The sequence below is a fragment of the Idiomarina sp. genome, from assembly GCF_019431395.1.
Taxonomy (GTDB): domain Bacteria; phylum Pseudomonadota; class Gammaproteobacteria; order Enterobacterales; family Alteromonadaceae; genus Idiomarina.
The window spans coordinates 1,958,618-1,982,415 of the sequence record NZ_CP080268.1 but is presented as its reverse complement, the minus strand read 5'-3'; the positions used below and the strand labels follow the sequence as shown (position 1 = coordinate 1,982,415).

The window sequence follows — 23,798 nt, the reverse complement described above, 5'->3', positions numbered from 1 at the left end:
GAAATAGGTTCAAGGTGTTTGTATGAACGATAAACAAGATAAGCAAGACCAACAAAGAGACTCGATTGACTTTGGCTACCAGCAGGTCGCGCGCGAGCAAAAGAAAGGGCTGGTGGCAAACGTTTTTAATTCGGTTGCGGCTAAATATGACGTAATGAATGATCTGATGTCGATGGGTATTCATCGACTCTGGAAACGTTACACCATAGATTGTAGCGGTGTTCGCCAAGGCATGAAGGTACTTGATATAGCTGGCGGTACCGGTGATTTAACCGCGCAATTCGCACGTCGGGTTGGCCCGCAAGGGGAGGTCGTGCTGGCCGATATTAACGATGCCATGCTCAAAGTCGGCCGGGACAAGCTGCGTGACAAAGGTCATGTCGGTAATATTCGTTACGTTCAGGCAGACGCTGAGCAACTGCCCTTTGACGATAATAGTTTTGACATCATTACCATTGCTTTTGGTTTGCGCAATGTCACCGATAAACCTGCCGCTTTACGTTCGATGTTCAGAGTGCTGAAACCGGGGGGGCGTTTATTGGTATTAGAATTCTCCAAACCGATAACGCCGGCACTTGAACAGGTCTACGATTTTTATTCGTTTAACGTACTGCCCAAAATGGGGCAGTTAGTGGCCAACGATGCAGATAGTTATCAATATTTGGCTGAGTCAATTCGTATGCATCCGGATCAAGAAACGTTAAAAACTATGATGCACGAAGCAGGTTACGATAACGTCGACTACCAAAACTTAACCGGCGGCATTGTTGCTCTGCACCGAGGATACAAGTTTTAATGAAATCACTTTCGTTAATTCCCTGGTTGGTATTGGAGACTCTGATCAACGAGTTATTGTCGCGTGATGCAAACTCGCCGCAGCGACTACAGAAGCTTGCCGGAAAAGTTTTACGGTTTGATATTAAAGAGTTGCCGTTTGTTGTTACCGTAACAGTTGAACAACAAGCCATACGCCTAAGTACCTCTACAGAAGGTGATGCAGACTGTTGGATACAAACGGAATTAGGCGTATTACCAGAGCTTACTGAGAACGCTAATTTAACGCGTTTAATCAAAGCCGGGCAGTTAGATATTGAAGGTGACCCGATGCTGGCGCAGCAATTAGTAATGCTGGTTAAAGGGTTAGACATTGACTGGGAATCGGAATTGGAAGCGAAGCTCGGCGTGTTGCCTGCGCAATGGTTAAGTAATTTGTGGCGGTCCGGTCAGCGACATATGAAGGAGGCCAGTGAGTCTCATCGTCGCTGGATAAACGGGGTTGTGATTGAAGAAAAACGGCTACTTCCGGCGCGGATTGAATTTGAACAGTTTAAGCAACAGTTACAACAACTCAGGGCGACCATTGAACGCCTGGAACGTCAGGTAAAACAGGAGCAGTAATGCGCAGTCGGCGACTTTACGCGATAACAAAGACCTTATTGAACTATGGTTTAGATGATCTGATTCCGGCTAAATGGCTGCCATGGTCTTTGCGTTTAGGCCGTCATGTGTTGTTTTGGATGCCTAACCGGCACAAAGACAAACCTGCGGGTGTGCGGCTAAGGCTGGCGTTGGAATCTCTCGGGCCGGTGTGGGTTAAATTTGGACAAATGTTGTCGACCCGACGTGACTTGTTGCCACCTGATATCGCATTAGAACTGGCCTATTTGCAGGATCGTGTGGCACCGTTCGATGGTAATGCGGCCAAGGCGATTATTGAGAAATCCTTGGGTATTAAGGATATCGCCGAGCTGTTTGAAAATTTCGATACACAGCCGTTGGCGTCGGCCTCGATTGCGCAAGTTCATACCGGACAAATTCGACTGGGTGAGAACGATGTTAAGGACATCGTTGTAAAAGTCATTCGCCCTGATATTCGCTGTACTATCGACGCCGATTTAGAATTAATGGAAACTCTGGCAACAGTGATGGCACATCACTTACCTGATGGACGCCGGCTAAAGCCCAGAGAAGTGGTAAAGGAGTACCGTAAAACATTACTCGATGAGTTGGATTTATTGCGTGAAGCAGCTAATGCAATTCAGTTAAAACGTAATTTTGAAAATTCAGAATTACTCTATATTCCTACTGTTTACAGTGATTACAGCCGTCATAACGTGATGGTGATGGAACGAATTGATGGCATACCCGTTAGTGATGTTGAGGTGTTGCAAGCCCGTGGCGTAGATATGAAGAAGCTTGCCGAACGTGGCGTCGAAGTGTTTTTCACGCAAGTGTTTCGGGACAGTTTCTTTCATGCCGATATGCACCCGGGCAACATTTTTGTTGCCAAGGATGAACCGTTAAACCCACGCTACATCGGCATTGACTTTGGCATTGTTGGCACCTTAAACCGTGAAGACAAACGCTATCTTGCGGAAAACTTTTTGGCGTTTTTTAATCGTGACTATCGTAAAGTTGCGGAGTTGCATGTAGATTCAGGCTGGGTGCCAAGGCACACCAATATTGAAGAGTTCGAGTCCGCCATACGTACCGTTTGTGAGCCTATCTTCGAGAAGCCGTTAGCCGAAATTTCGTTCGGACATGTATTGATTAATTTATTTAATACGGCCAGACGATTTGAAATGGAAGTACAGCCGCAACTGGTGTTATTGCAAAAAACCCTATTGTACATCGAGGGGTTAGGCCGTCAGCTTTATCCGGAGCTGGATTTATGGAAAACTGCCAAGCCATTTTTAGAGCGCTGGATGAACGAGCAGCTTGGATGGCGGGCTGTGGTTCGTTCAGTCAAAGAGAACGCCCCCTATTGGGCTGAGAAGTTGCCGGAGTTGCCTAATTTGCTTTATGAAAACCTGAATTCTCAGCAACATATTCAGCGTCAACTGGAGCGCCAACATCAACAGCAGTTGATGCATCAGCAGCAGGCTTCACGCAGCTCCTTCTGGTCTCTGTTAGCAGCGAGCGGTGTGGTAAGTACAGCGTGGCTGATAACAGAAAGTAGCACACCGCTGTGGCCGATCACTTCCGGTGTGATTACTGTTATACTGGGATCTTTGGCGTGGCGTTCGCGACCCCGCGCTAACAATCTTTAATCAAGATAGGTGAATTATGGGCGGCATTAGTATTTGGCAACTGCTTATTCTATTGGTCATTGTAGTACTGCTTTTCGGCACCAAACGTTTGCGCAACTTAGGTAGTGATATGGGTAGTGCCGTTAAAGGGTTTAAAAACTCGATGGGTGACAGTGATAAGGCGGATGAGGCGGAATCAGATAAAGAAGGCAAGCCTGATAGCCAGCTATCTGAGCACAAAAACGCATCACATAAAACTGAATCTGACCGATCAGAAACTGATTCCTCGCGGAAGTAACCATGTTTGATATTGGCTTCTGGGAACTGTTGTTAATAGCGATAGTCGGCCTATTGGTGCTCGGCCCCGAACGATTGCCCTCTGCGCTTCGCAGTGCTCAGCGAACGCTTTCCGGTATCCGTAGCTATGGGCAGCGAATGCAAAACGAGCTTGACCACGAGTTACGCATTAAAGAGTTGCACGAAAACCTCAAAAAGGCAGAGGCCAGCGATTTTAGCGATTTAAGCCCGGAGTTACAGCGCTCAATTGTAGAGTTACAAAGCGCGGCAGATAGCGTGCAAAGGCCTTATCAGCGCACCGACGATGAGGCGTCTACTTGTTCTGACGGTTCAACTGACGGTAAGCGTGGTTCGGATGTATGAGCGATTCACCGCTGCTAGATCATTTACTGGAGTTACGAAACCGGCTATTGCGGGCTATTGTTGTCATTGTCATCGTATTCGCGGCATTGGCTTATTTTGCCAATGACCTGTACCGATTATTAGCTGACCCGCTAATTGCACACCTGCCTGCCGGCACACAAATGATTGCCACTGACGTGGCAGCGCCTTTCTTTACACCTTTTAAGCTAACTTTTGTGATTGCGGTCGCTCTCGCTATTCCCTTTTTGCTTTGGCAAATCTGGGCCTTTATTGCACCTGGGCTTTATCGTTCAGAAAAACGCTTAGTGGTGCCGTTATTGGCGAGCAGTACCATGCTATTTTACGCCGGTATTGCGTTCGCGTACTTTGTCGTTTTGCCGCTTGCGATGGGATTTTTTACCAGTGTTGCGCCGGCCGATGTGGCCATAGCCACCGATATTTCGCGTTATCTTGATTTTGTTTTAGCTATATTTATTGCTTTTGGTATTGCCTTTGAAACACCAGTCGCTATTGTATTATTGATATGGAGTGGGGTGAGTACGCCGGAGTCACTCAGTAAGAAGCGTCCGTATATTATTGTTGGGGCGTTTACGTTAGGCATGCTGCTGACTCCCCCTGATATTATTTCGCAAACATTGTTAGCGATTCCAATGTGGCTATTGTTTGAATTGGGACTGGTCATTGGACGGTGGTATCAACCCAAAAAGGAACAAGAATAATAAACACTGATGTGGTTTGATGCTGGAGTTAACTTAACCAACGCACGCCTGCTAAATAATTTAGACGGCGTTATGGAGCGTGCCCGAGCAGCAGGTGTAACGCGCCAGCTTATTATCGCGACTAACGAAAGCGAAGCGCAGGCAGCCATTACACTATGCGAACGATACCCTGAGCAGCTGGTAACTACTATAGGCGTGCATCCTCATGACGCAGCCGGGGTCAGTGCAAACTACCTTGAGCGTTTGACGGAACTTGCAAAACATCCAGCAGTGGTCGCTATTGGTGAGTGCGGTCTGGACTTTAACCGAAATTATTCGCCGCCGGAACAACAGATCAAGGTGTTTAGCGAACAAATTCAGCTGGCTAATCGGCTTGACTTACCTTTGTACCTTCATGAGCGCGATGCGCGTGAAAAGCAGATCCAATTGCTTGATAAATTATGCTCAGCATCTACTGAATGTATCTCTCACTGTTTTACCGGGGGGCCGGAGGATGCTAAAGCCTACAAAGCAAGAGGACACTGGTTTGGAATAACAGGTTGGTTATGTGATGAACGCCGCAACCAGGCACTAGTTGAGGCATTACCACTATTGCCCCAAGATCAGTTATTAATTGAAACAGATGCGCCCTTCTTGTTGCCTCGTACGATACGTCCCCGACCCAAATTCAATGAACCACATTGGCTGCCTGAAGTAGGCTGTGCATTGGCTCAGCACTTAAATCTGAGTCAGGGAGAAGTCGCTAAGTTGACCTCGGATAACGCGTATCGCTTGTTTGCGTTGTCGGAGGCAGGCGTATGATGCGTTGGTTATATGGGTTATTTGGCGTCGGGTTAGTGTTGCTGCTTACGCTTTGGTTTGGCGTTAATGCGCAAGCCGAGGCGCCGCAGGCAGGCGATGAACTCGATATCGAGTATCTGAGCAGCGAACAACAGCTAACCTTGGCGGATGTTTATGATAACGACTCGGTGACGTGGGAACCATTAAAAAGTCAGCGGGCCTCTTTTGGTTATACCGAGGACGAATATTGGTTCAGGCTCTCGATTGAGAGCGCAAGCTACGACCGAGTACTTCACATAGGTTATCCGTTAATCGATTATCTTAACTTGTACTGGGTAAAAGCTAACGACATAACGACCTATAAGCTAGGCGACCGCCAGCCTTATTACCAACGGCCGATTTTAACTTCTGAGTTTTCCGTGCCAATTCCGGCTGGTCAAGCTGGTGTTATGTACATTAGTGCGCTTACAGAAAGCTCGATGCGACTGCCATTATCAATGCGCAGCGAAACCCAGTTTTTTGATACGCAAATGCAAAAAAGATTAGCTGAAGGCATCTATTTTGGCGTTCTGTTATGTATGGCTGTCTATAACCTGTTCGGATTCGTTGCGTCACGAGAGCCTGAGTTTGGTCTTTACTCTTTGTACACGCTGTTTTTTGGCGGGTTGATGTTGTCTCTGGATGGCTTGGGCTTTCGTTATCTGTGGCCGGAGTCGCTGTTTCTGCAAGACAAAGGCATTCCAATTTTTGGTAGTTTAACGTTTTTAACAGCCGCACTTTTTGCCTATCAGCTCCTGCGCTTAAAACAGTACCGCCGCACCCTTGCCCGGGGTCTGTTTATTATGGCTGGTTTGTCCTTTTTTACCTTGTTAGTAGGTATTTTCGCGAGCTATCGAATCAGTATCCACGTATTACTTACGTTGGCCGCACCAGGCTGTCTGTATTTGTTGATTGTAGGAGCTTACTTGTGGCGTAAGGGTTTTGTCTACGCGCGCATGTTCACCATTGCCTGGGGAACCTTACTGTTATCTGTAATGGCCAACTCGCTGGGATATCTGGGAGTGATTGATAGCATGTTTATTCAACGACATGCCATCATGTTGGGCTCCGGCATCGAGATATTATTACTTTCCTGGGTGTTGGCTGTTAGATATAACGAACAGCGACGCGAGAAACTTGAAGCCCAACAACGCTATAACGAGGAGCTGGAAGGGAGCGTAGAAGAGCGAACCTTTGAGTTACAAATTGCGTTACGTGAGTTACAGGATGTAAACGCTGAGCTTGAAAAGCGCAATTACGAAGATTCGTTAACCGGTCTTTATAATCGCCGTTATTTCAGTCAGCAGATAGAGAAAGAATATCGGCGCGCCTACCGCAATAAGCGACCACTCAGCCTGTTGATGATCGACATTGATCACTTTAAGAAAGTGAATGATACCCATGGTCATTTTATTGGTGACCAAATTCTGAAAGGCATGGCTGATAGACTAAAAGATAGTGCAAAGCGCCCCGGCGATATTGTTTGTCGGTATGGTGGCGAGGAGTTTGCGGTTATTTTGGCCGACTGCTCGCAGGCACAAGCCGAAGCCTTTGCAGACCGTCTTGTCACACAGGTAAGAAGCCAGCCATTCGATACCGACTCAGGCCCCCGTCACATCACCATTAGCGTTGGCGTGGCAGAGTTGAATAGTCAGTCAGGACAATCGACAGAACACTTGTTTAAGGCGGCAGACGAAGCGCTGTACCGTGCTAAACGCGAGGGTCGCGATCAAGTCGTTACGGTGTAGCCGGTCAATTTTATGTTAAGGAGTTTGTTGTTATGACCGAATTAGGCCATTTTCCCTTTAGTCGTATGCGCCGCAATCGGGCCAGCGACTTTCGTCGACGCCTGGTCGCTGAACATGCACTTAGCGTCAATGATTTAATCTATCCAATGTTCGTCTTAGAAGGGCAACAGCAACGTGAAACGGTTGCGTCAATGCCCGGTGTTGAGCGACTAAGTATCGATTTGCTGGTTAAGGAATGTGAAGAGTTAGTCGAGCTGGGAATCCCGATGGTGGCGATATTTCCGGTCACGCCAGGGTCCGCCAAGTCATTGATGGCCGAAGCAGCCTATGATGATAATGGGCTGGCACAACGTGCGGTTAAAGCAATAAAAGCCGCTTGCCCCGAGCTCGGTGTAATGACCGATGTGGCGCTGGACCCTTTTACTACTCACGGGCAGGACGGCATTATCGATGAACAGGGCTACGTGCAAAATGACATCACCACGGAGGTGTTGGTAAAGCAGGCGTTATCGCATGCGAGTGTCGGAGCTGATGTTGTTGCACCGTCCGACATGATGGACGGTCGTATCGCTTGCATTCGTGAGGCATTAGAAGAAAAAGGCTTTGTTAATACCGCGATCATGGCCTACTCCGCTAAATATGCCAGCGCGTTTTACGGGCCATTCCGGGATGCGGTCGGCTCTTCGGGGAATTTAAAGGGGGCCGATAAAAAAACCTACCAAATGGATCCTGCCAACCGGCTAGAGGCTATACGTGAGGTTGGTCTCGACATCCAGGAAGGTGCAGACATGGTGATGGTAAAGCCGGGAATGCCCTATTTAGACGTTGTTCGGGAAGTAAAAGACCGTTTTGGCGTGCCTACGTTTGCTTATCAGGTGAGTGGCGAGTATGCGATGTTGAATGCTGCCATTCAAAATGGTTGGCTCGGTGAGGACGTGATAGAGGAAAGTCTGCTGGCATTCAAGCGTGCCGGAGCCGATGGTATTTTGACGTACTTTGCTAAGACGGTTGCTAAAAAAATGGCGAAAAAGTAATTAAACTAGGCTGTTTCGGTGGCTACAAGCTCGGCCAGAAGGCCCTCGCGAAGAGCACCATTGGTGACTCCAAATTGGCTTATTTGTAATTCGGTCAGTATCCCCATTAAGATAGCCAAACCGCCGCACAAAATTGCGCGGCGGTCATCGCGAAGGCCGGCAAAGTCCAGTTTTTGTACGTGGCCTGCGGCAATACATCGTTCTATCAGTGCAGCCAGCCAAGCTGTCGTTAATTGGGCATGATTTTCTGCTAAAGCGATTTCTGCCACTGCCCGAAATGTGCCTGAGGCACCTAAAACATGTTGCCAGCCAACCTGCTGATATTGCTGTTTAAGACCGCTAATTTGAGAACGGCTTTGCTGTATAGCATCGTTAAAGCGCTGTCGTGTTATTGTCTGTTGATCAAAATAGTTATTTTGAAATACGACACAGCCCATATCGAGACTATTGAGGACTTTTGCCCTAAGCGGTTCACCGGCGATAACCTCGGTACTGGCACCGCCGATATCAATGACTAACATCGGACCTTTTTGTTCTGAAGCCGCACAAACACCAGAAAAAATCAAAGCCGCTTCACGCTCGCCGGATATGACCTCGATGGGATAATTAAGTACCGCTTCTAACTCTGGTAAGACGGCATGTTGATTTGTTGCTTTACGTAAAGCCGCTGTTGCAACAACCTTGAGTGCGTCCGGTTTGAAGCGCGCTAACTGGTCGGAAAACCCTTTTAAACAGTCCTTCGCGCGGGCGATGGCCGCTGCATCTAATTCCAGCGATGTGTTGAAGCCATCTGCGAGTCGAACTTTGTGCTTATATCGGGCAATAATGCGGGGCTTTGGGAAAAAACCCCGCATAGAAACCTCGGCAAGCAGCAGGTGAAAGCTATTTGAGCCCATATCTATTGCTGCGAGGCGTTTGAAACTGGCGCTCATGTTAGCTCTTACGTTGGCCGCCAGGTTTTCGTTGTCGGGAGCGATTACCGCCGCGATTACCACCGCTGTTATGGCGGCGTCGACGATTGCTTGGCCGTGGACGTTTTAGGTCAGACAGTAAAGCCGTCTCGTCATAGTTGGTAACCGGAATTGGGTGCCCGATGTAGTCTTCAATTGCAGGTAGGTTATAAACATATTCTTCGCATGCCAGGCTTATTGCTGCACCACTTGCTCCGGCTCGACCGGTACGGCCAATACGGTGTACATAGTCCTCGCAGTCGTCAGGCAGGTCAAAATTATAGACGTGACTAACGGCAGGAATGTGTAAGCCTCGTGCAGCAACGTCGGTCGCAACCAGAAAGTCGAGTTGACCCTGGGCAAAATCCTCAAGAATTTTTAACCGTTTCTTTTGCGGCACATCGCCGGTGAGCAGCCCAACACGATGGTCATTGACTGCCAGCCAATTATAAATCTTATCGCATGTGTGCTTGGTGTTTGCAAAAACGATGGCTTTGTCGGGCCAGTCTTCTTCAATTAAGGTCAGCAACAACGGCATTTTATCAGGTTTAGAAGGATAAAATAATTCTTCACTGATACGCACGCCGGTCTTTTGCTCTGGCTCAACTTCAACTTTTGCTGGTGCATTCATGTGTTCGTAAGCAAGTTCCTGAACACGGTAGGACAGCGTTGCTGAAAATAACAAGTTAAGGCGCTCTGCCGGCGGCGGCATTTTACGCAACAGATAGCGGATATCATCAATGAAACCTAAGTCGAACATGCGGTCGGCTTCGTCTAACACGACAACTTCGATATTATCCAGCGCGTATAAGCCTTGCTTATAAAAGTCGATTAATCGACCTGTAGTACCAATTAAGATGTCAGGTTGGTTAGCCAGCTGTTGTTTTTGAACCTCATAGCCCTCACCACCGTATATAACTGCCATGTTGAGGTCGCAGTTTTTAGTCAGTGGCTCAGCATCATTGGCAATCTGAATTGCAAGCTCGCGCGTTGGCGCCATGATTAAGGCGCGTGGCCCTTTGCGATCGGGCGCCGCGGGCTTGTTCATCAAGCGGTTGAAAGTCGCGAGCAGAAATGCCAAGGTTTTACCCGTGCCCGTTTGGGCTTGTCCGGCAACATCCTGACCAGCTAAGGCGACGGGAAGACTTAACGCCTGAATAGGAGTACAATGCTCGAATCCAGCATGAGTAATTGCTTGCTCGACCTGAGGATTGAGCCCAAGTTCGGCAAAACGCGTTTCTGTAAGATGTGTTTTAGTCATAAGTTATAAGCATATCAGTTTGCGCTTGCATTCAAAAACATAAATAATAGTATTTTAAAATATTTCCACGCGAAGAACGTAGCGGAGAGTACCATGAGTGATGTAATTGTTCAGCTAAGTGATGACAGTTTTGAAGAAGATGTCATTAAATCCGATAAGCCTGTCCTGGTTGACTTCTGGGCAGAGTGGTGTGGGCCATGCAAAATGGTAGCGCCGATTCTTGATGACATCGCCGGTGATTACGAGGGTAAACTCGTTATTGGTAAGCTGAACGTTGACCACAACGACCAGACTCCTCCGAAGTATGGTATCCGTGGTATCCCGACATTACTGCTGTTTAAGAATGGCGAAGTAGTCGCAACCAAAGTGGGCGCATTATCACGCGCGCAACTTACCGAATTTTTAGACCAGCACATTTAATTGATTAAAAAAGCGGCGCATCAGCGCCGTTTTTTTGTTTATTGTCGTGAAAACTGGACGAATCAGCAATTTGATGATAGTTTTTGCTCATTAACTGAACATCCAGGCGTCATTGACCACCGAAACGCTGGAATAAATCTGAACGAATCTTGCAGTTGTTGGCACCGCACCTCGTGGAATTCAGGCCAAATCAATAGCGAAGCAAAAGTATTAAACCTTACACAGAATACTTTATACAGAATACTTTACACAGAGAGTCCCAAAGACTTAACCATTAATCGATAACTCGAAAACCCTCCTATGAATCTGACAGAACTTAAAAATAAACCCGTAAACGAACTTGTTGAACTTGCAGACAGCATGGGCCTTGAAAATATGGCTCGCCTGCGTAAGCAAGATATTATTTTCGCAATCCTTAAAGCACACGCTAAAAGCGGTGAGGATATTTATGGCGGTGGCGTGCTGGAAATCCTGCAGGATGGCTTTGGCTTCTTGCGTTCAGCGGACTCATCTTATTTAGCCGGCCCCGACGACATTTATGTATCGCCGAGTCAAATCCGACGTTTCAATTTACGAACGGGCGACACCATTGGCGGCAAGATACGCCCGCCGAAGGATAGCGAACGTTATTTTGCGTTGCTAAAAATTAGAGAAGTTAACTTCGACAAGCCTGAAAACTCCCGTAATAAAATCCTTTTTGAAAACTTAACTCCACTGCACGCAGACGAGCGTTTTCGTCTGGAACGCGGCAATGGCAGTACCGAAGATATTACGGCGCGAGTGTTGGATTTATCGGCACCGATTGGTAAAGGTCAGCGTGGTCTAATCGTGGCGCCGCCTAAAGCCGGTAAAACCTTATTGCTCCAGAACGTTGCAACATCAATTGCGGCCAACCATCCGGAAGCTGAGCTTATCGTATTGCTGATCGATGAACGCCCGGAAGAGGTGACCGAGATGCACCGCCTGGTAAAAGGCGAAGTGGTTGCTTCAACGTTTGATGAGCCGGCTAACCGACACGTGCAAGTAGCGGAAATGGTAATCGAAAAAGCTAAGCGGCTGGTAGAACACAAAAAAGACGTCGTTATTTTGCTGGATTCGATTACTCGTCTGGCACGCGCTTATAACACTGTTATCCCAAGTTCAGGTAAGGTTTTGACCGGTGGTGTTGATGCCAATGCACTGCATAAACCTAAGCGCTTTTTCGGTGCTGCCCGTAATGTCGAAGAAGGCGGTAGTTTAACAATTATCGCAACCGCACTTATTGATACCGGCTCGAAAATGGATGAAGTTATCTACGAAGAGTTTAAGGGTACCGGTAACATGGAGTTACACCTTAACCGTAAGATTGCCGAACGCCGTGTGTTCCCGGCTATCGACTTCAATCGTTCAGGTACGCGTCGTGAAGAATTGTTAACAACGCAGGACGAACTGCAGAAAATGTGGATCCTACGGAAGATTATGCACCCGATGGGCGAAGTTGAAGCGATGGAATTCCTGATTGACCGTCTGCAGATGACTAAAACCAACGACGAGTTCTTCGAGTCAATGAAGCGTCAGCGTAATAGCTAAATGAAATATCAAGACCTTCGGGATTTTATTGCGCAGTTAGAACAGCGTGGCGAACTTAAGCGCATTAGTACCGAGATTGACCCCTATCTGGAAATGACCGAAATTGCAGACCGTACGTTAAAGGCGGGCGGTCCTGCATTGTTATTCGAAAACGTGAAAGGTCACTCTATTCCGGTACTGGCCAACTTGTTTGGTACGCCCGAGCGCGTAGCAATGGGAATGGGTCAGGATTCAGTTACAGCGTTACGGGATGTCGGTAAATTACTGGCTTTTTTAAAGGAGCCGGAGCCGCCAAAAGGTTTTAAAGACGCACTGAGCTTGTTACCGACATACAAGAAAGTGCTGAGTATGTCGCCTAAACAGGTTAAAAAAGCCCCCTGTCAGGAGGTTGTGTTAAGTGGTGACGACGTTGACCTGACTAAATTACCTATCCAACATTGCTGGCCAGGTGATGCCGCTCCGTTAATTACCTGGGGATTAACCATAACCCGGGGACCGCATAAAGAGCGCCAGAATCTGGGCATTTATCGGCAGCAGCTACTCGGACCTAACAAGCTCATTATGCGTTGGTTGTCGCATCGCGGTGGGGCATTGGACTTTCAAGAATGGTGCCAGCAACATCCGGGTGAGCGATTCCCGGTATCAGTTGCGTTGGGAGCTGACCCTGCCACTATTTTGGGAGCGGTTACGCCGGTACCCGATAGTTTGTCTGAATATGCCTTTGCCGGACTATTGCGCGACGGCAAAACTCATGTCACGCAAAGTGTGAGTAATGACCTGCAAGTACCGGCGCATGCCGAGATGATTCTTGAAGGGTATATCGAGGCAGGCGAAACAGCACCGGAAGGGCCTTATGGTGACCATACCGGTTATTACAACGAAGTCGATGAATTCCCTGTGTTTACGGTGACCCACATTACCCACCGTAAACAACCGATTTATCACAGCACATATACCGGGCGTCCGCCGGATGAACCGGCTGTATTGGGTGTTGCGCTTAACGAAGTTTTTATTCCGCTATTGCAAAAGCAATTCCCTGAAATCGTTGATTTCTATTTGCCACCAGAGGGGTGTTCATACCGGTTGGCTGTGGTGACGATGAAAAAGCAATATCCGGGTCATGCCAAGCGGGTGATGATGGGTGTGTGGTCTTTTTTACGCCAATTTATGTATACCAAGTTTGTCATTGTCTGTGACGATGATGTCAATGCACGTGACTGGAAGGACGTGATCTGGGCGATGACAACACGAATGGACCCAGCGCGGGACACTACTATGGTAGAAAACACGCCCATCGATTATTTGGATTTTGCGTCGCCGGTTTCGGGGTTGGGTTCGAAAATGGGGATGGATGCAACGAACAAATGGCAGGGCGAAACAGACCGCGAATGGGGCGAACCTATTACCATGAGTGAAGACGTTAAACAGCGCGTTGATATGCTCTGGGAACAACTCAATATTCTGGAGAAGTAAATGTCAGAACAGCTGACTTGCAAGGCGGCTATAACCCGTCAACTGGCTGATTATGTCTGGGAAGTGAGTATAGAATTGCCGAAACCTGTTGACTTTAAAGCGGGCCAGTACTTACAGGTTGTTATGGGCGAACGGGACAAGCGCCCGTTTAGCATAGCGTCAGACCCTGCTGAACATAACCAATGGTTACTGCACGTTGGTGCGACACCTGATAACAGTTATGCGGGCGAGGTACTAACGCAAATTAAGCAACAGCAGCAACTTATTATCGACGCGCCTGCAGGCGATGCGTTTGTAAAGTTACCCCAGCAGCAGCCTATTGTTTTAATAGCGGGTGGGACAGGATTCTCCTATACCTATTCGATACTGCAGAAATTACTTGCTGATGGCTTACAACAGCCTGTGTATCTTTATTGGGGAGCACGTCAGGCGAGCGATTTATATTTGCACCAGCAGCTTGAGCAGTTAGCCGAGCAACATCCGCTATTCAATTATCGCCCGGTTATAGAAGAAGCTTCTGCAGATTGGAGCTATGCTGTTGGGCTTGTGCATCACGCGGTAATGGCGGAGCGTGATAACTTAAGTGACTGCCAGATTTACATGGCAGGCCGTTTTGAAATGGTGCGAGTCATTCGTGACGATTTTATCGCGCGTGGTCTATCGATGTCGCAATTGCACGGTGATGCGTTAGCATTTATATAAACGCTGCGTTACACTAACGCGGCAATACCAAGGGGTGCCCTACCGGGCTGAGATGCATTTTTGCGAACCCTTTGTACCTGATCCGGTTAATACTGGCGTAGGGATGGTAAAAATAAAAAAACCTATCCAATAAAGCCTTACCGGATCGTTTCTTCGCATTAATTATAGGAAATGATCCATGTTTAAACGTTTTGCTATTCTTGCAAGCGCGGTTTCACTATCAACACTGACGCATGCACAAAGCCCTGAACCACTCGAAACAATCGAAGTTAGCGCCGACTTTCAGCAACAAACCCTTAATCAAACCCCTCAGAGTATTGCTATTATTGACTCTGAGGTAATTCAAAAACGTAGTGCCCAACATCTGCAAGAGGTGCTGAATACGGTCGGCAACATTAATTTCTCGGGCGGGACATCAACAGCGCGATTTATTCAAATACGTGGAATTGGTGAGCGTTCTCAGTTTGTTGACAATGTTAATCCGTCGGTAGGGCTTATCATCGATGGTATTGATTATTCAGGGTTAGGCGGCGCTGCCAGTTTATTTGATATTGGTCAGGTTGAGGTGTTCAGAGGGCCGCAAAGTGGTCGCTTTGGAGTCAACTCTCTGGCTGGTATGGTGGTGATGCAAAGCGAGCAGCCGACAGAGCTATTGAGTGGCAAGCTTGTCCTCGGGCTGGCCAATTATGACGAACGTAGAATAGGGCTGGCTATAGGCGGTAATTTAGGCGTTCTGGGTAATGCGCGGCTCTCGGTTCAGCAATTTTATCAGGATGGCTTTACCAACAATGTTTATCTGAACCGCGATGATACTGAACAGCGAGACGAGCTCGCTGTCCGGCTAGGCGTTGATAGCCAAATTAATGAGCTTTGGTCGCTGCAAACCCAGCTGCATCATATTGATACCGATAATGGTTATGATGCGTTTAGTCTGGAGAATAATCGCGAAACCCTTTCAGATGAGCCAGGTAATGACGATTTGCGTTCAACGGCATTGCGACTTGGCGCAATGTATCATGGTTTTGACTCGGCTCAACTTGAGATAGCAGTCAGTGGATTAACTGCAGACAGCTTATACAGTTTTGACGAAGACTGGACCTATGTCGGTATAGCGCCGGGATGGGAGTATTCCTCTTTTGATGCCTACACCAGACAACGTGATGACCTAACGCTGGACGTACGGTTGACCTCTAAACAGTCCAGCGACCTATTGGGTTTACCTACCAAGTGGACGTTAGGTATTTATCACTATCAAAAAGACCAACAACTTAGCCGTGATTATTTTAATTGGGATCTCGGCATACCAACGATTTTTAACAGTGATCAGCAACGCCGTCATTACGCCGTTTACGGTGAACTCATTCAGCAGTTAGCTAAGCGCTGGAGTTTACTGAGTGGTTTGCGTTTAGAGCGTTACGAGACCGACTACAATGACAGTAATAATGTTGTTGAGCGGCCCGCGGATACGATGGTGGGTGGTAACTTAAGTTTGCGTTATCAATTAGCAACCAACAGCTACTGGTACACCACCATAGCCCGCGGCTATAAAGCTGGTGGGGTTAATGGTGAAGCCCTTGGGCGGGCAAAGGATCAGCAGCTTGAATCAATCGAAAACTATCTTTTACAGCGCGCGACATTTGCTCCCGAACACTTATGGAACCTGGAGAGCGGATTTAAGTGGTCTAGTGGTGACGGCATGTCCGGGCGTGTAAGTGGTTTTTATAACTGGCGCGATGACGTGCAATTAAAAAGCTGGATTAATCGCGATCAGTCGTTTGTCGGTTTCTTAGAAAATGCAGCCAGCGGTAAAAATTACGGTCTCGAAGCTGAGGTTAATTATCAGCTAATGCCGGAGCTGGAAATCTTCGCCAATGTTGGCTGGTTAAAAACACGTATTGATGGCTTTGTCAGAGAAGACGGCACGGATATCTCAGGACGAGAACAGGCACATGCGCCAAACTATACCGCAAATATCGGTTTGCAAGGATCGCTTGGGGATAATTGGGCCTGGTCAGTTCAGGCTGATGCCAAGGACAGCTTTTACTTTTCTAACTCTCACGACCAACGAGCGCAGTCATCAGTGCAGTGGCACGCACAGCTCAGTTACTATTGGAGCAATTGGCAGTTAAAGCTTTGGGGCCGCAATCTAACCGACGAACAAACTGATATTCGCGGTTTCTATTTTGGTAATGACCCCCGTGATGAGTATGTTACAGAAACCTATCGTCAGTATGGCGAACCACGCCGTATCGGCTTCACGGCAGAATATAAGTTTTAAGGGTATTGTATAATGGAGCAGTTAACGTGGGTGGCTGACCAGTTAGTAATGAGCTCAGGCTGGGAGCTGATAGCTTTGGTACTGGCGTTAGCCTATCTTATGCTTGCGGCGCACCAACGCCAGTGGTGTTGGCTGGCAGCGGCCGTTAGCTGCACCATTTATGCACTAATATTTTGGCAGGCAAAGCTCTATATGGAGTCGTTGCTACAAGTCATTTATATTGCGCTAGCCGGTTATGGTTGGTGGCAGTGGCAACATAAAGACGATGCTGCGCAATCGACCGGGTTCAAATTCTCATGGCGGTGGCACTTAAGGCAATGGCTTTGGCTTACACCGCTGGCTATTGCAATTGCCCTTGCATTGCAGCAATTCACCGATGCTGATGCGGTTTGGTTAGATACCTTTACCACCTGTTTTAGTTTGCTGGCGACGTGGTTAATTGCGCAAAAAGCGTTTGAAACCTGGTGGTACTGGCTTATTATCGACACAGCCTACGTCTATTTATACTGGAGTAAAGGTTTTGTCGCTACAGCCCTGCTTTTTGTTCTATACGTCGTGCTTGTTATTTACGCTATGTATCGCTGGCGCCGGGATCAGCACACGGAGTTGGTGACGGAATCCTAATGATAGAGAAGCCCATCGAAATTCAGACCTTAACTGCCGGGCCTGCAAATCAGGTGTTGTGGCTGAAGGGGCGCACTGAATCTTATATCTTTAAATGGTTGCGGCACAGTCAACGCTTTGGTCTCGATCGCAGCGCTGAGTTTGAGTTGCAGCAACAGTTAGCTGTAACTGGATTAGCGCCCGATGTCATTGCGCTTGACCCGAAGCAATGGGTTTTGCAACGTTATGTGGAAGGCACGCCCATGAACTCGTTTGCGCTGGGTCAAACTGAAAAGCTGAAAGTAACCGCGCAAGCATTGGCATTGGTGCATCAGCAGCAGCCGGCCTGGCAGGGAACCACGCTATGGCAAAAGTGCGATGCCTATGCAGACAAACTAGGCGGCGCAATAAGCGCGCAACTGTTACAATTTAAGCAGGCATTAAAGAGCAATCGCGCGCAAGTACTTTGTCATTTCGATCTGGCGTTTGCACATATTTTAGTTAACCAAAAACTGACGATTGTCGACTGGGAATACGCAGGTTGGGGTGATCGGCTTACAGATATAGCCAGTAGTATAGAAATAAATCAACTTGATGATCCCAGCGCTGATGCCTTGTGCCATTATTATCGCCAGTACAGCGATACTGTAATCGACAATCATGAACTTAATGACCACCGGTTATTTGTGCGCTGGCTTAATCAGCAATGGACGACGTTATTAAATCAGGAATAACCCGAGGGAGCGATAAATGAGTGATAAGGACCTGACCCACCGCGTCTACGGCTATCTTGCTGAAGACGAAGATGCCAGGGTTTGTAGGGATATCCCGGAATCTGCCTGCAATCATCAGCCGCGCTCATTTGTATTGATGTTATTGTCGCTTACCTTGACTAAACTCGGCGACACGTTAGTCAGCGCTCGGTTAGTGCTGCCGTGGATGCTAAGTACGCTGGGTGCTCCTGCCATATTTATTAGTGCGTTGGTACCTCTGCGAGAATCACTGGCTTTATTGCCGCAATTGTTTGTAGCGCAGAAGCTGCGGGAACAGCCGGTTAGAAAGTGGTTTTGGGTAGCTGGCAGCGTGGGACAGGCTCTCGCGCTGGCATTAATGATCGTAGCCGTAGCGACCCTAAACGACAGTGCATTGGGCTGGTCTGTAGTCATTTTGTTAGCTATTTTTTCGTTATCACGTGGCATTTGTTCCGTTGCGAATAAAGACGTAACGGGTAAGACGGTATCTAAAACTCGTCGTGGCCGGTTGTCAGGTGTTGCAGCGTCAGCTGCCGGCTTTTTAACTCTTGCCACTGCGCTGGTCATAATGTTTGCGCCGGATATTAGTGGTGAACGCTGGTTATTCCTGGCGTTATTAGGGGCTGGCGTGATTCTGTGGGCCTCAGCAGCGTTGCTTTATGCTGGTATTCCGGAAGTCGCCGGCTCAACCGAAGGAGGTGGTAACGCCATTAACGAGGCGCTACGATCTTTGACGCTGTTATGGCGCAATGGACAGTTTGGTCACTGTGTTATTACCCGCGCACTATTAGTGTCTGCGGCCTTTGCGATTCCTTATATCGTGGTTTTGATACAGCGTCAGGGGGATGCTGAGTTAACTAGTCTCGGCAGTTTATTGCTGGCTAGTGGGCTTGCAGGGCTGCTGGCTGGCCGAGTATGGGGGCGTTGGTCTGATGCTGCCAGCGATCGTGTTATGGCTGCTGCCTCGGTTATGTCAACGCTGGTTATGTTATTGGCACTTGGTCTTTATTACTGGATGCCGCACGCACTGGCAATCGGGTGGGTAGCCGGGGCGCTACTGTTTTTATCAGCTGTCGCGCATCACGGAGCGCGTGTTGGCCGCAAAACGTATTTGGTCGACATGGCAACGCAAGATAATCGGGCTCAATTAACGGCAGTTTCTAACACGGTAATGGGCGTAATACTACTCGCAGGAATTTTGCTGGGTTGGCTTGATTCAGCCTATGGCGTTGCTGCCGTACTATGGTTTTTAGTTGCTGTCGGTGTGCTTGCCTTCGTCTCTGCGCTGGCACTGCCGAATGTGTCGGGTGAAGAAAACTAATTGTCGGGGTAAACGGTGGCTCTCGAGCCACCGTTGTTGTTAATGGCTTATTTTTTTCCTTTGAGTAAGGCATACAAACCAATAATAACCGCTGCAACGCCCCCAATTAGGTACCAAAGGGTGCTATCGGTCGGTTGGTTGGTAAACGCCTCAGATGCTTCTGAAGCCAATGACTGTGATGCCTCATATGATAAAAAGAGTAAAATCGCCCCTACTACCACTAGCACTAATCCCACCGCTTTATTCATATTATTCTCCTAGTTATCTGATTTCCCGCTAGTTTCTTTTAAAATGTAGCACAGCTATTGTGGTTATCAAGCTACTGCCATTTGATATATAAGAGTTGACATATATCAAAACACTTTAACTCCGAGTAAATAATAAAATACATATTTAAAACAGGGGTTAATAAAAAAATGAAAAAAGTCCTTAATAAAGCTGGGGTTGCGGTAGCTATAAGTGCTGTTTTATACGGAGCTCCTGTTCACGCACAAAGCCAGTCGGATAATGCAGACGCTGAAAATATGGAACGTATTGTTACCCTGGGTTCCCGCGTTAATGGTCGCACCGCGACAGAGTCGGCTTCACCGGTTGATATTATTTCAGGTGATCAGTTAGTGAGTACTGGTGCGTCTGAACTGGGTAAAGCTCTGCAAATGAGCGCACCGTCGTTTAACTTTTCTACCACCACGATTTCCGATGGTTCTGACATTATTCGACCCGCAACACTGCGTGGTTTAGGTCCTGATCAGGTACTCGTGTTGGTCAACGGTAAACGTCGCCATCAACAGGCGCTGGTGAATGTGCAGGAAACTATCGGTAAAGGCTCTGCGGGGTATGATATCAATGCTATCCCTATTTCGGCCGTGGCGCGAGTCGAGATCTTACGCGATGGAGCGGCAGCTCAGTATGGCTCAGATGCTATTGCCGGCGTTATTAATATCACCCTTAAAAGTGGTGATGGTGGTAGCCTGAACGCAGAAATTGGTCAAACCTATGAGGGTGATGGTGAGAACAAACAGCTGGGCTTTAATATTGGTACTTCGAGCAGTGAAGGTTTTGTTAATTTAACGCTGGAATATCGTGACCGCGGAATGACCAACCGTGCTTCGCCAGCGACCCTCGAAGCGACGGGTGGCCAATTAATAGGTAATTGGCTGGACGCCAATGGCGATCCGGTTGTGCGCTTGCATGTCGGTGATGCGGACTCGGAAAACTATTACGCCTGGCTCAATGCAGGCTATTCATTAACTAGTACTACAGAACTTTATGCTTTTGGCGGTTTATCCACTCGTGATGGTGGCTCGGCGGGTTTCTTCCGTGGACGAGGTCATCCTCGCACTATCGAAGCATTGTATCCGGATGGCTTCCTGCCGCAGTTAAAAACTGAAGCTGATGACCAATCGTTAGCCGTTGGTGTACGCGGCGATCTGCCTAATGCGTGGATGTGGGATGCAAGTGTCGTGCATGGTAAAAACGAATTTCGTTTTAACTCTGCCAACTCGGCTAATGTCAGTTGGTACTACGAGCCTAACGGTAATGGAGGAATTTTTGCCGAGACTCCGACCGAGGCCTTTGATGGCGAGTTAGTGTTTGAACAAACCACGTTTAATTTAGACTTTAATGGCACGGTTGATGTTGGCAATGAGCTATTATATCTGGCTGTCGGCGCAGAATACCGTACTGATGGCTATGCTATTAATCCGGGTGATCCGGTGTCCTGGGCTTATGGCAGAACGAATGACCCGAGTATCGAAATCTTAACCCCATCGGGTGCCGCCGCAGAAGCTGGTATACAGGGCTTTCCGGGCTTTAGTCCGGGCCAGGCTGTCGACGCAGACCGCGATAGTTATGGTGTCTACGTTGATGCAGAATACTATGTAACGCCTGAGTTTCTATTGGCAGGTGCGTTACGCTACGAAGACTACGATATAGCAGGCGATAATATCTCTGGTAAGTTATCGATGCGTTATGACGTAGACTCTGACTTTTCATTGCGTGGCACGTTATCTACCGGCTTTAGAGCTCCCGGTGTACAGCAAATTTATTATTCGCAGGTACTAACTAATATTGTTAACGGGACACTGGTACAAACGGGTACTGTATCTAATGATGATGAAGTGGCGCGGCAGTTTGGTATTAATCAATTGGAAGAAGAAACATCCGAGAGTATTAGCCTTGGCTTGATTAAGCGTTGGGATAATGGTTTTGATTTAACGGTTGATGCGTACCAAATTAATATTGATGACCGTATTGTGATATCAGAACCTTTGACTGCATCGGTCGGTGCTGACTTTGCCACGATATTGGCTGCTAACAACTTAGGCGCAGCACAATTCTTTACTAATTCGGTCAATACCAAAACTACGGGAGTCGATATTATTGGCTCTTATCCTACGCAGTTGTGGAGCGGTGATTTGGATTTAACGGCCGCAATAAGCTTTATGGATACCAGTGTGGAAAGTGTCAACTCAGTTTCTTCACTAATCCCGGCTAATCAAATTTTTAACGACACACAAGTACTTCGCATTGAGGAGGGACAACCGGGGGAGAAAGCGACGTTTAGCGGCCAATGGCAGCGTAACGACTGGACAGTTAACGCAGCACTAAATTATTTTGGCGCGGTTGAAGGACAAGCGTTTACAGGTATTCGCCATGAATGGAGTGCTAAATGGTTGATGGACCTGTCAGTTGGTTATGACATCACCTCAGATCTTAACCTGATGGTAGGTGCTAACAATGTCTTTGATACCTATCCAGATGAGTGGGGTGACGCCGGTGTTCCGTTCTCGCAGGCGGGCTTCAAATATGGCTGGGAAACCTTACCGTTTGGGATTAACGGCGGTTATTACTACGCACGTATTAACTATTCATTCTAACTGTGCGGAAAAACTAAAAGAGCCCAGCGGCTAACCGTTGGGCTCTTGCTATAAAGCGAAATGGCAGGGCCGTTTACCCCAGATATGAGGTTAGCATCCAGGCGGTTTTCTCTTGTTCACGGATATAGTCACTCATCAACGCAGCTGTGCCTTCATCATCAGCTTCGTTAGCGAGTGCTTGAATTTCGCGCTGCAGGCGAATCACTGATTGGTAACTATCAAGGATATTGCCAACGCAGGCGCGACCTTCGTGAACGTCTTTTACTTCCTCGATATCACTCGCTTTAATATAGGTTGAATAAGCATGCATAGGGCGCTGACCCAGAGTTAGAATACGCTCGGCAATCTCGTCCACTTTCAACAGCAAGTCATTGTAAGTTTCTTCAAACTTCACGTGTAGCTCAAAGAATTGCTCACCTTTGATGTTCCAGTGAAAACCACGCACGTTCATATAAAAAATCTGATAATTAGCCAAAAGCTCATTTAGCTTATCGCCTAATTTTGCCGACTTCTTCTCGTCTAACCCGATAACCTGTAGTTGTTTCATGCTGTCTCCTTACGCGAAAATTTAATATCATTAATTACGAACTAAGCGGATAAAGTGATCATTTTTGAGTGATAGCTTCTTGTTTACCGTCACGAATATGTTGCTCGCCGCGCTGCTTCGCCAGCTGAATTTGGCGTTCCCGCTCGGCAAAGCGCTCTTTTTGTTCAGCGGTTGTTTTGTCAAAACAATGGGGGCAACTCACACCTTTTTGATAGTGCTCAGATTGTTTTTCTTGTTCGGTAATTGGCATACGGCAGGCATAACACTGGTCGTACTCACCTTGCTCCAGACCATGTTTAACAGTAACACGTTGGTCGAACACAAAGCACTCGCCATTCCACTTACTGGTCTGCTCAGGCACCATCTCCAGGTATTTCAAAATGCCGCCTTTTAAATGATACACCTCGTCAAAGCCTTGCTCCTTAAGGTACGCAGTGGACTTTTCGCAGCGAATTCCGCCAGTACAGAACATGGCAACTTTTTTATGCTTAGCCGGATCCAGGTGTTGTTTCACATACTCGGGAAACTCGCGAAACGCCTCGGTCTTCGGGTTAACCGCACCTTCAAAGGTGCCAACTGCGTATTCGTATTCATTACGGGTATCAATGACCAGCACTTCGGGATCCGAAATCAGATCATTCCATTGTTCAGGCTCAACGTAAGTGCCGACAGTATTCTTAGGGTCGACCCAGTCAACGCCCAATGTGACAATCTCTTTTTTCAATTTTACTTTGGTGCGGTAAAAAGCCTGGGTATCACTCGGTGACTCTTTGTGGTCAACGTCCGCTAATCGAGGGTCAGCGCGCAAGTATTTCAGCACGTTATCAATACCCTCGCGGGTACCACAAATAGTCCCGTTAATACCCTCGCGAGCTAAAAGAAGAGTGCCTTTAACATCGTTATCGATTAAGGTTTGGTACAGGGGTTCACGGAGTTGCTCAAAATCGTTGAGCTCGACAAATTTATACAATGCCGCGCATATATACATAAAATAATTACCTTTTCAGCTAGCCGGAACGTAAATCCGGGGCGTT

The 23,798-nt window shown here is 47.6% G+C and carries 23 protein-coding genes and 1 riboswitch; of the genes, 18 read left to right on the top strand and 5 right to left on the bottom strand.

From position 1 onward, the window contains the following. Window positions 1–22: 22 nt before the first annotated feature. The 9 genes from ubiE to hemB are packed head-to-tail and all read left to right on the top strand — an operon-like array spanning window position 23 to window position 8,009. A complete protein-coding gene (ubiE, locus tag KZ771_RS09580; RefSeq protein WP_290653098.1) occupies window positions 23–796 on the top strand; it encodes a bifunctional demethylmenaquinone methyltransferase/2-methoxy-6-polyprenyl-1,4-benzoquinol methylase UbiE in 774 nt (257 codons plus the stop codon). Continuing rightward, a complete protein-coding gene (locus KZ771_RS09575) occupies window positions 796–1,398 on the top strand; it encodes an SCP2 sterol-binding domain-containing protein (protein ID WP_290653096.1) in 603 nt (200 codons plus the stop codon). The genes ubiE and KZ771_RS09575 overlap by 1 nt, the downstream gene beginning before the upstream one ends. Beyond that, window positions 1,398–3,050, top strand: coding sequence for a ubiquinone biosynthesis regulatory protein kinase UbiB (gene ubiB, locus KZ771_RS09570; protein WP_290653094.1), 1,653 nt, complete (start codon window positions 1,398–1,400; stop codon window positions 3,048–3,050). Before KZ771_RS09575 ends, ubiB begins: the two co-directional genes overlap by 1 nt. A gap of 16 nt (window positions 3,051–3,066) precedes the next feature. Next, window positions 3,067–3,327, top strand: a complete 261-nt coding sequence (gene tatA / locus KZ771_RS09565) for a Sec-independent protein translocase subunit TatA (RefSeq protein ID WP_290653092.1) — start codon at window positions 3,067–3,069, stop codon at window positions 3,325–3,327. Window positions 3,328–3,329: 2 nt separating this feature from the next. Beyond that, window positions 3,330–3,689 (top strand): Sec-independent protein translocase protein TatB, encoded by a 360-nt coding sequence (tatB, locus tag KZ771_RS09560; protein WP_290653090.1) that lies wholly within the window; start codon window positions 3,330–3,332, stop codon window positions 3,687–3,689. Then, on the top strand, window positions 3,686–4,408 hold the full coding sequence (tatC, locus tag KZ771_RS09555) for a twin-arginine translocase subunit TatC (protein WP_133539446.1): 723 nt from the start codon (window positions 3,686–3,688) through the stop codon (window positions 4,406–4,408). The genes tatB and tatC overlap by 4 nt, the downstream gene beginning before the upstream one ends. 9 nt (window positions 4,409–4,417) lie before the next feature. After that, entirely contained in the window at window positions 4,418–5,209 is a 792-nt protein-coding gene (locus KZ771_RS09550) for a TatD family hydrolase (protein ID WP_290653088.1), read from the top strand. Beyond that, window positions 5,206–6,975 carry a diguanylate cyclase gene (locus tag KZ771_RS09545; protein WP_290653086.1) on the top strand — a complete coding sequence of 590 codons (1,770 nt, stop codon included), beginning with the start codon at window positions 5,206–5,208 and terminating at the stop codon, window positions 6,973–6,975. The genes KZ771_RS09550 and KZ771_RS09545 overlap by 4 nt, the downstream gene beginning before the upstream one ends. 32 nt (window positions 6,976–7,007) lie before the next feature. Then, a complete protein-coding gene (gene hemB / locus KZ771_RS09540) occupies window positions 7,008–8,009 on the top strand; it encodes a porphobilinogen synthase (protein WP_290653084.1) in 1,002 nt (333 codons plus the stop codon). A gap of 5 nt (window positions 8,010–8,014) precedes the next feature. On the opposite strand, the gene KZ771_RS09535 is transcribed toward hemB, so the two are convergent. Further along, window positions 8,015–8,941: a Ppx/GppA phosphatase family protein gene (locus KZ771_RS09535; RefSeq protein ID WP_290653082.1), complete on the bottom strand. Its 927-nt coding sequence runs from the start codon at window positions 8,939–8,941 to the stop codon at window positions 8,015–8,017. Window position 8,942: 1 nt separating this feature from the next. Next, entirely contained in the window at window positions 8,943–10,220 is a 1,278-nt protein-coding gene (gene rhlB, locus KZ771_RS09530) for an ATP-dependent RNA helicase RhlB (protein WP_290653080.1), read from the bottom strand. A gap of 93 nt (window positions 10,221–10,313) precedes the next feature. Between rhlB and trxA the strand changes: the two genes are divergently transcribed. From trxA to KZ771_RS09490, 8 genes are all read left to right on the top strand, one after another. After that, window positions 10,314–10,640, top strand: a complete 327-nt coding sequence (gene trxA / locus KZ771_RS09525; protein WP_133539440.1) for a thioredoxin TrxA — start codon at window positions 10,314–10,316, stop codon at window positions 10,638–10,640. Window positions 10,641–10,940: 300 nt separating this feature from the next. Continuing rightward, entirely contained in the window at window positions 10,941–12,209 is a 1,269-nt protein-coding gene (gene rho / locus KZ771_RS09520) for a transcription termination factor Rho (RefSeq protein WP_133539439.1), read from the top strand. Next, window positions 12,210–13,682, top strand: coding sequence for a 4-hydroxy-3-polyprenylbenzoate decarboxylase (gene ubiD / locus KZ771_RS09515; protein WP_290571143.1), 1,473 nt, complete (start codon window positions 12,210–12,212; stop codon window positions 13,680–13,682). After that, window positions 13,683–14,384, top strand: coding sequence for an NAD(P)H-flavin reductase (gene fre, locus KZ771_RS09510; protein ID WP_133539437.1), 702 nt, complete (start codon window positions 13,683–13,685; stop codon window positions 14,382–14,384). A 20-nt stretch (window positions 14,385–14,404) separates the two neighbouring features. Continuing rightward, window positions 14,405–14,505: riboswitch (TPP riboswitch) on the top strand. Window positions 14,506–14,562: 57 nt separating this feature from the next. Further along, entirely contained in the window at window positions 14,563–16,662 is a 2,100-nt protein-coding gene (locus KZ771_RS09505; protein WP_290653078.1) for a TonB-dependent receptor, read from the top strand. A 12-nt stretch (window positions 16,663–16,674) separates the two neighbouring features. After that, window positions 16,675–17,286 carry a nicotinamide riboside transporter PnuC gene (pnuC, locus tag KZ771_RS09500; RefSeq protein WP_290653076.1) on the top strand — a complete coding sequence of 204 codons (612 nt, stop codon included), beginning with the start codon at window positions 16,675–16,677 and terminating at the stop codon, window positions 17,284–17,286. Next, window positions 17,286–17,999 (top strand): phosphotransferase, encoded by a 714-nt coding sequence (locus tag KZ771_RS09495; RefSeq protein ID WP_290653074.1) that lies wholly within the window; start codon window positions 17,286–17,288, stop codon window positions 17,997–17,999. Before pnuC ends, KZ771_RS09495 begins: the two co-directional genes overlap by 1 nt. Before the next feature lie 16 nt (window positions 18,000–18,015). Then, a complete protein-coding gene (locus KZ771_RS09490; protein WP_290653072.1) occupies window positions 18,016–19,338 on the top strand; it encodes an MFS transporter in 1,323 nt (440 codons plus the stop codon). Between the two features lie 47 nt (window positions 19,339–19,385). Here KZ771_RS09490 and KZ771_RS09485 read toward each other — a convergent pair whose 3' ends face one another. Further along, on the bottom strand, window positions 19,386–19,586 hold the full coding sequence (locus KZ771_RS09485) for a DUF3185 family protein (protein WP_133539432.1): 201 nt from the start codon (window positions 19,584–19,586) through the stop codon (window positions 19,386–19,388). Between the two features lie 168 nt (window positions 19,587–19,754). Here KZ771_RS09485 and KZ771_RS09480 point away from each other — a divergent pair, with 168 nt between their 5' ends. Then, window positions 19,755–22,217, top strand: a complete 2,463-nt coding sequence (locus KZ771_RS09480) for a TonB-dependent receptor (RefSeq protein ID WP_290571154.1) — start codon at window positions 19,755–19,757, stop codon at window positions 22,215–22,217. 73 nt (window positions 22,218–22,290) lie between these two features. Here the strand turns inward: KZ771_RS09480 and KZ771_RS09475 are convergent, their stop codons facing one another. Next, window positions 22,291–22,764 (bottom strand): Dps family protein, encoded by a 474-nt coding sequence (locus tag KZ771_RS09475; RefSeq protein ID WP_133539431.1) that lies wholly within the window; start codon window positions 22,762–22,764, stop codon window positions 22,291–22,293. Between the two features lie 58 nt (window positions 22,765–22,822). After that, window positions 22,823–23,752: a rhodanese-related sulfurtransferase gene (locus tag KZ771_RS09470; protein WP_290571156.1), complete on the bottom strand. Its 930-nt coding sequence runs from the start codon at window positions 23,750–23,752 to the stop codon at window positions 22,823–22,825. Window positions 23,753–23,798 lie beyond the last annotated feature (46 nt).

What these genes read in the sequence shown, in the direction of transcription:
- KZ771_RS09505 (WP_290653078.1), top strand. Translation starts at nt 14,563, where the DNA reads ATGTTTAAACGTTTTGCTATTCTTGCAAGCGCGGTTTCACTATCAACA.
- KZ771_RS09485 (WP_133539432.1), bottom strand. Translation starts at nt 19,586, where the DNA reads ATGAATAAAGCGGTGGGATTAGTGCTAGTGGTAGTAGGGGCGATTTTA.
- KZ771_RS09535 (WP_290653082.1), bottom strand. Translation starts at nt 8,941, where the DNA reads ATGAGCGCCAGTTTCAAACGCCTCGCAGCAATAGATATGGGCTCAAAT.
- KZ771_RS09490 (WP_290653072.1), top strand. Translation starts at nt 18,016, where the DNA reads ATGAGTGATAAGGACCTGACCCACCGCGTCTACGGCTATCTTGCTGAA.
- KZ771_RS09475 (WP_133539431.1), bottom strand. Translation starts at nt 22,764, where the DNA reads ATGAAACAACTACAGGTTATCGGGTTAGACGAGAAGAAGTCGGCAAAA.
- rho (WP_133539439.1), top strand. Translation starts at nt 10,941, where the DNA reads ATGAATCTGACAGAACTTAAAAATAAACCCGTAAACGAACTTGTTGAA.
- ubiE (WP_290653098.1), top strand. Translation starts at nt 23, where the DNA reads ATGAACGATAAACAAGATAAGCAAGACCAACAAAGAGACTCGATTGAC.
- trxA (WP_133539440.1), top strand. Translation starts at nt 10,314, where the DNA reads ATGAGTGATGTAATTGTTCAGCTAAGTGATGACAGTTTTGAAGAAGAT.
- KZ771_RS09575 (WP_290653096.1), top strand. Translation starts at nt 796, where the DNA reads ATGAAATCACTTTCGTTAATTCCCTGGTTGGTATTGGAGACTCTGATC.
- ubiD (WP_290571143.1), top strand. Translation starts at nt 12,210, where the DNA reads ATGAAATATCAAGACCTTCGGGATTTTATTGCGCAGTTAGAACAGCGT.
- KZ771_RS09470 (WP_290571156.1), bottom strand. Translation starts at nt 23,752, where the DNA reads ATGTATATATGCGCGGCATTGTATAAATTTGTCGAGCTCAACGATTTT.
- rhlB (WP_290653080.1), bottom strand. Translation starts at nt 10,220, where the DNA reads ATGACTAAAACACATCTTACAGAAACGCGTTTTGCCGAACTTGGGCTC.
- tatC (WP_133539446.1), top strand. Translation starts at nt 3,686, where the DNA reads ATGAGCGATTCACCGCTGCTAGATCATTTACTGGAGTTACGAAACCGG.
- hemB (WP_290653084.1), top strand. Translation starts at nt 7,008, where the DNA reads ATGACCGAATTAGGCCATTTTCCCTTTAGTCGTATGCGCCGCAATCGG.
- ubiB (WP_290653094.1), top strand. Translation starts at nt 1,398, where the DNA reads ATGCGCAGTCGGCGACTTTACGCGATAACAAAGACCTTATTGAACTAT.
- KZ771_RS09545 (WP_290653086.1), top strand. Translation starts at nt 5,206, where the DNA reads ATGATGCGTTGGTTATATGGGTTATTTGGCGTCGGGTTAGTGTTGCTG.
- KZ771_RS09480 (WP_290571154.1), top strand. Translation starts at nt 19,755, where the DNA reads ATGAAAAAAGTCCTTAATAAAGCTGGGGTTGCGGTAGCTATAAGTGCT.
- tatB (WP_290653090.1), top strand. Translation starts at nt 3,330, where the DNA reads ATGTTTGATATTGGCTTCTGGGAACTGTTGTTAATAGCGATAGTCGGC.
- tatA (WP_290653092.1), top strand. Translation starts at nt 3,067, where the DNA reads ATGGGCGGCATTAGTATTTGGCAACTGCTTATTCTATTGGTCATTGTA.
- fre (WP_133539437.1), top strand. Translation starts at nt 13,683, where the DNA reads ATGTCAGAACAGCTGACTTGCAAGGCGGCTATAACCCGTCAACTGGCT.
- KZ771_RS09550 (WP_290653088.1), top strand. Translation starts at nt 4,418, where the DNA reads ATGTGGTTTGATGCTGGAGTTAACTTAACCAACGCACGCCTGCTAAAT.
- KZ771_RS09495 (WP_290653074.1), top strand. Translation starts at nt 17,286, where the DNA reads ATGATAGAGAAGCCCATCGAAATTCAGACCTTAACTGCCGGGCCTGCA.
- pnuC (WP_290653076.1), top strand. Translation starts at nt 16,675, where the DNA reads ATGGAGCAGTTAACGTGGGTGGCTGACCAGTTAGTAATGAGCTCAGGC.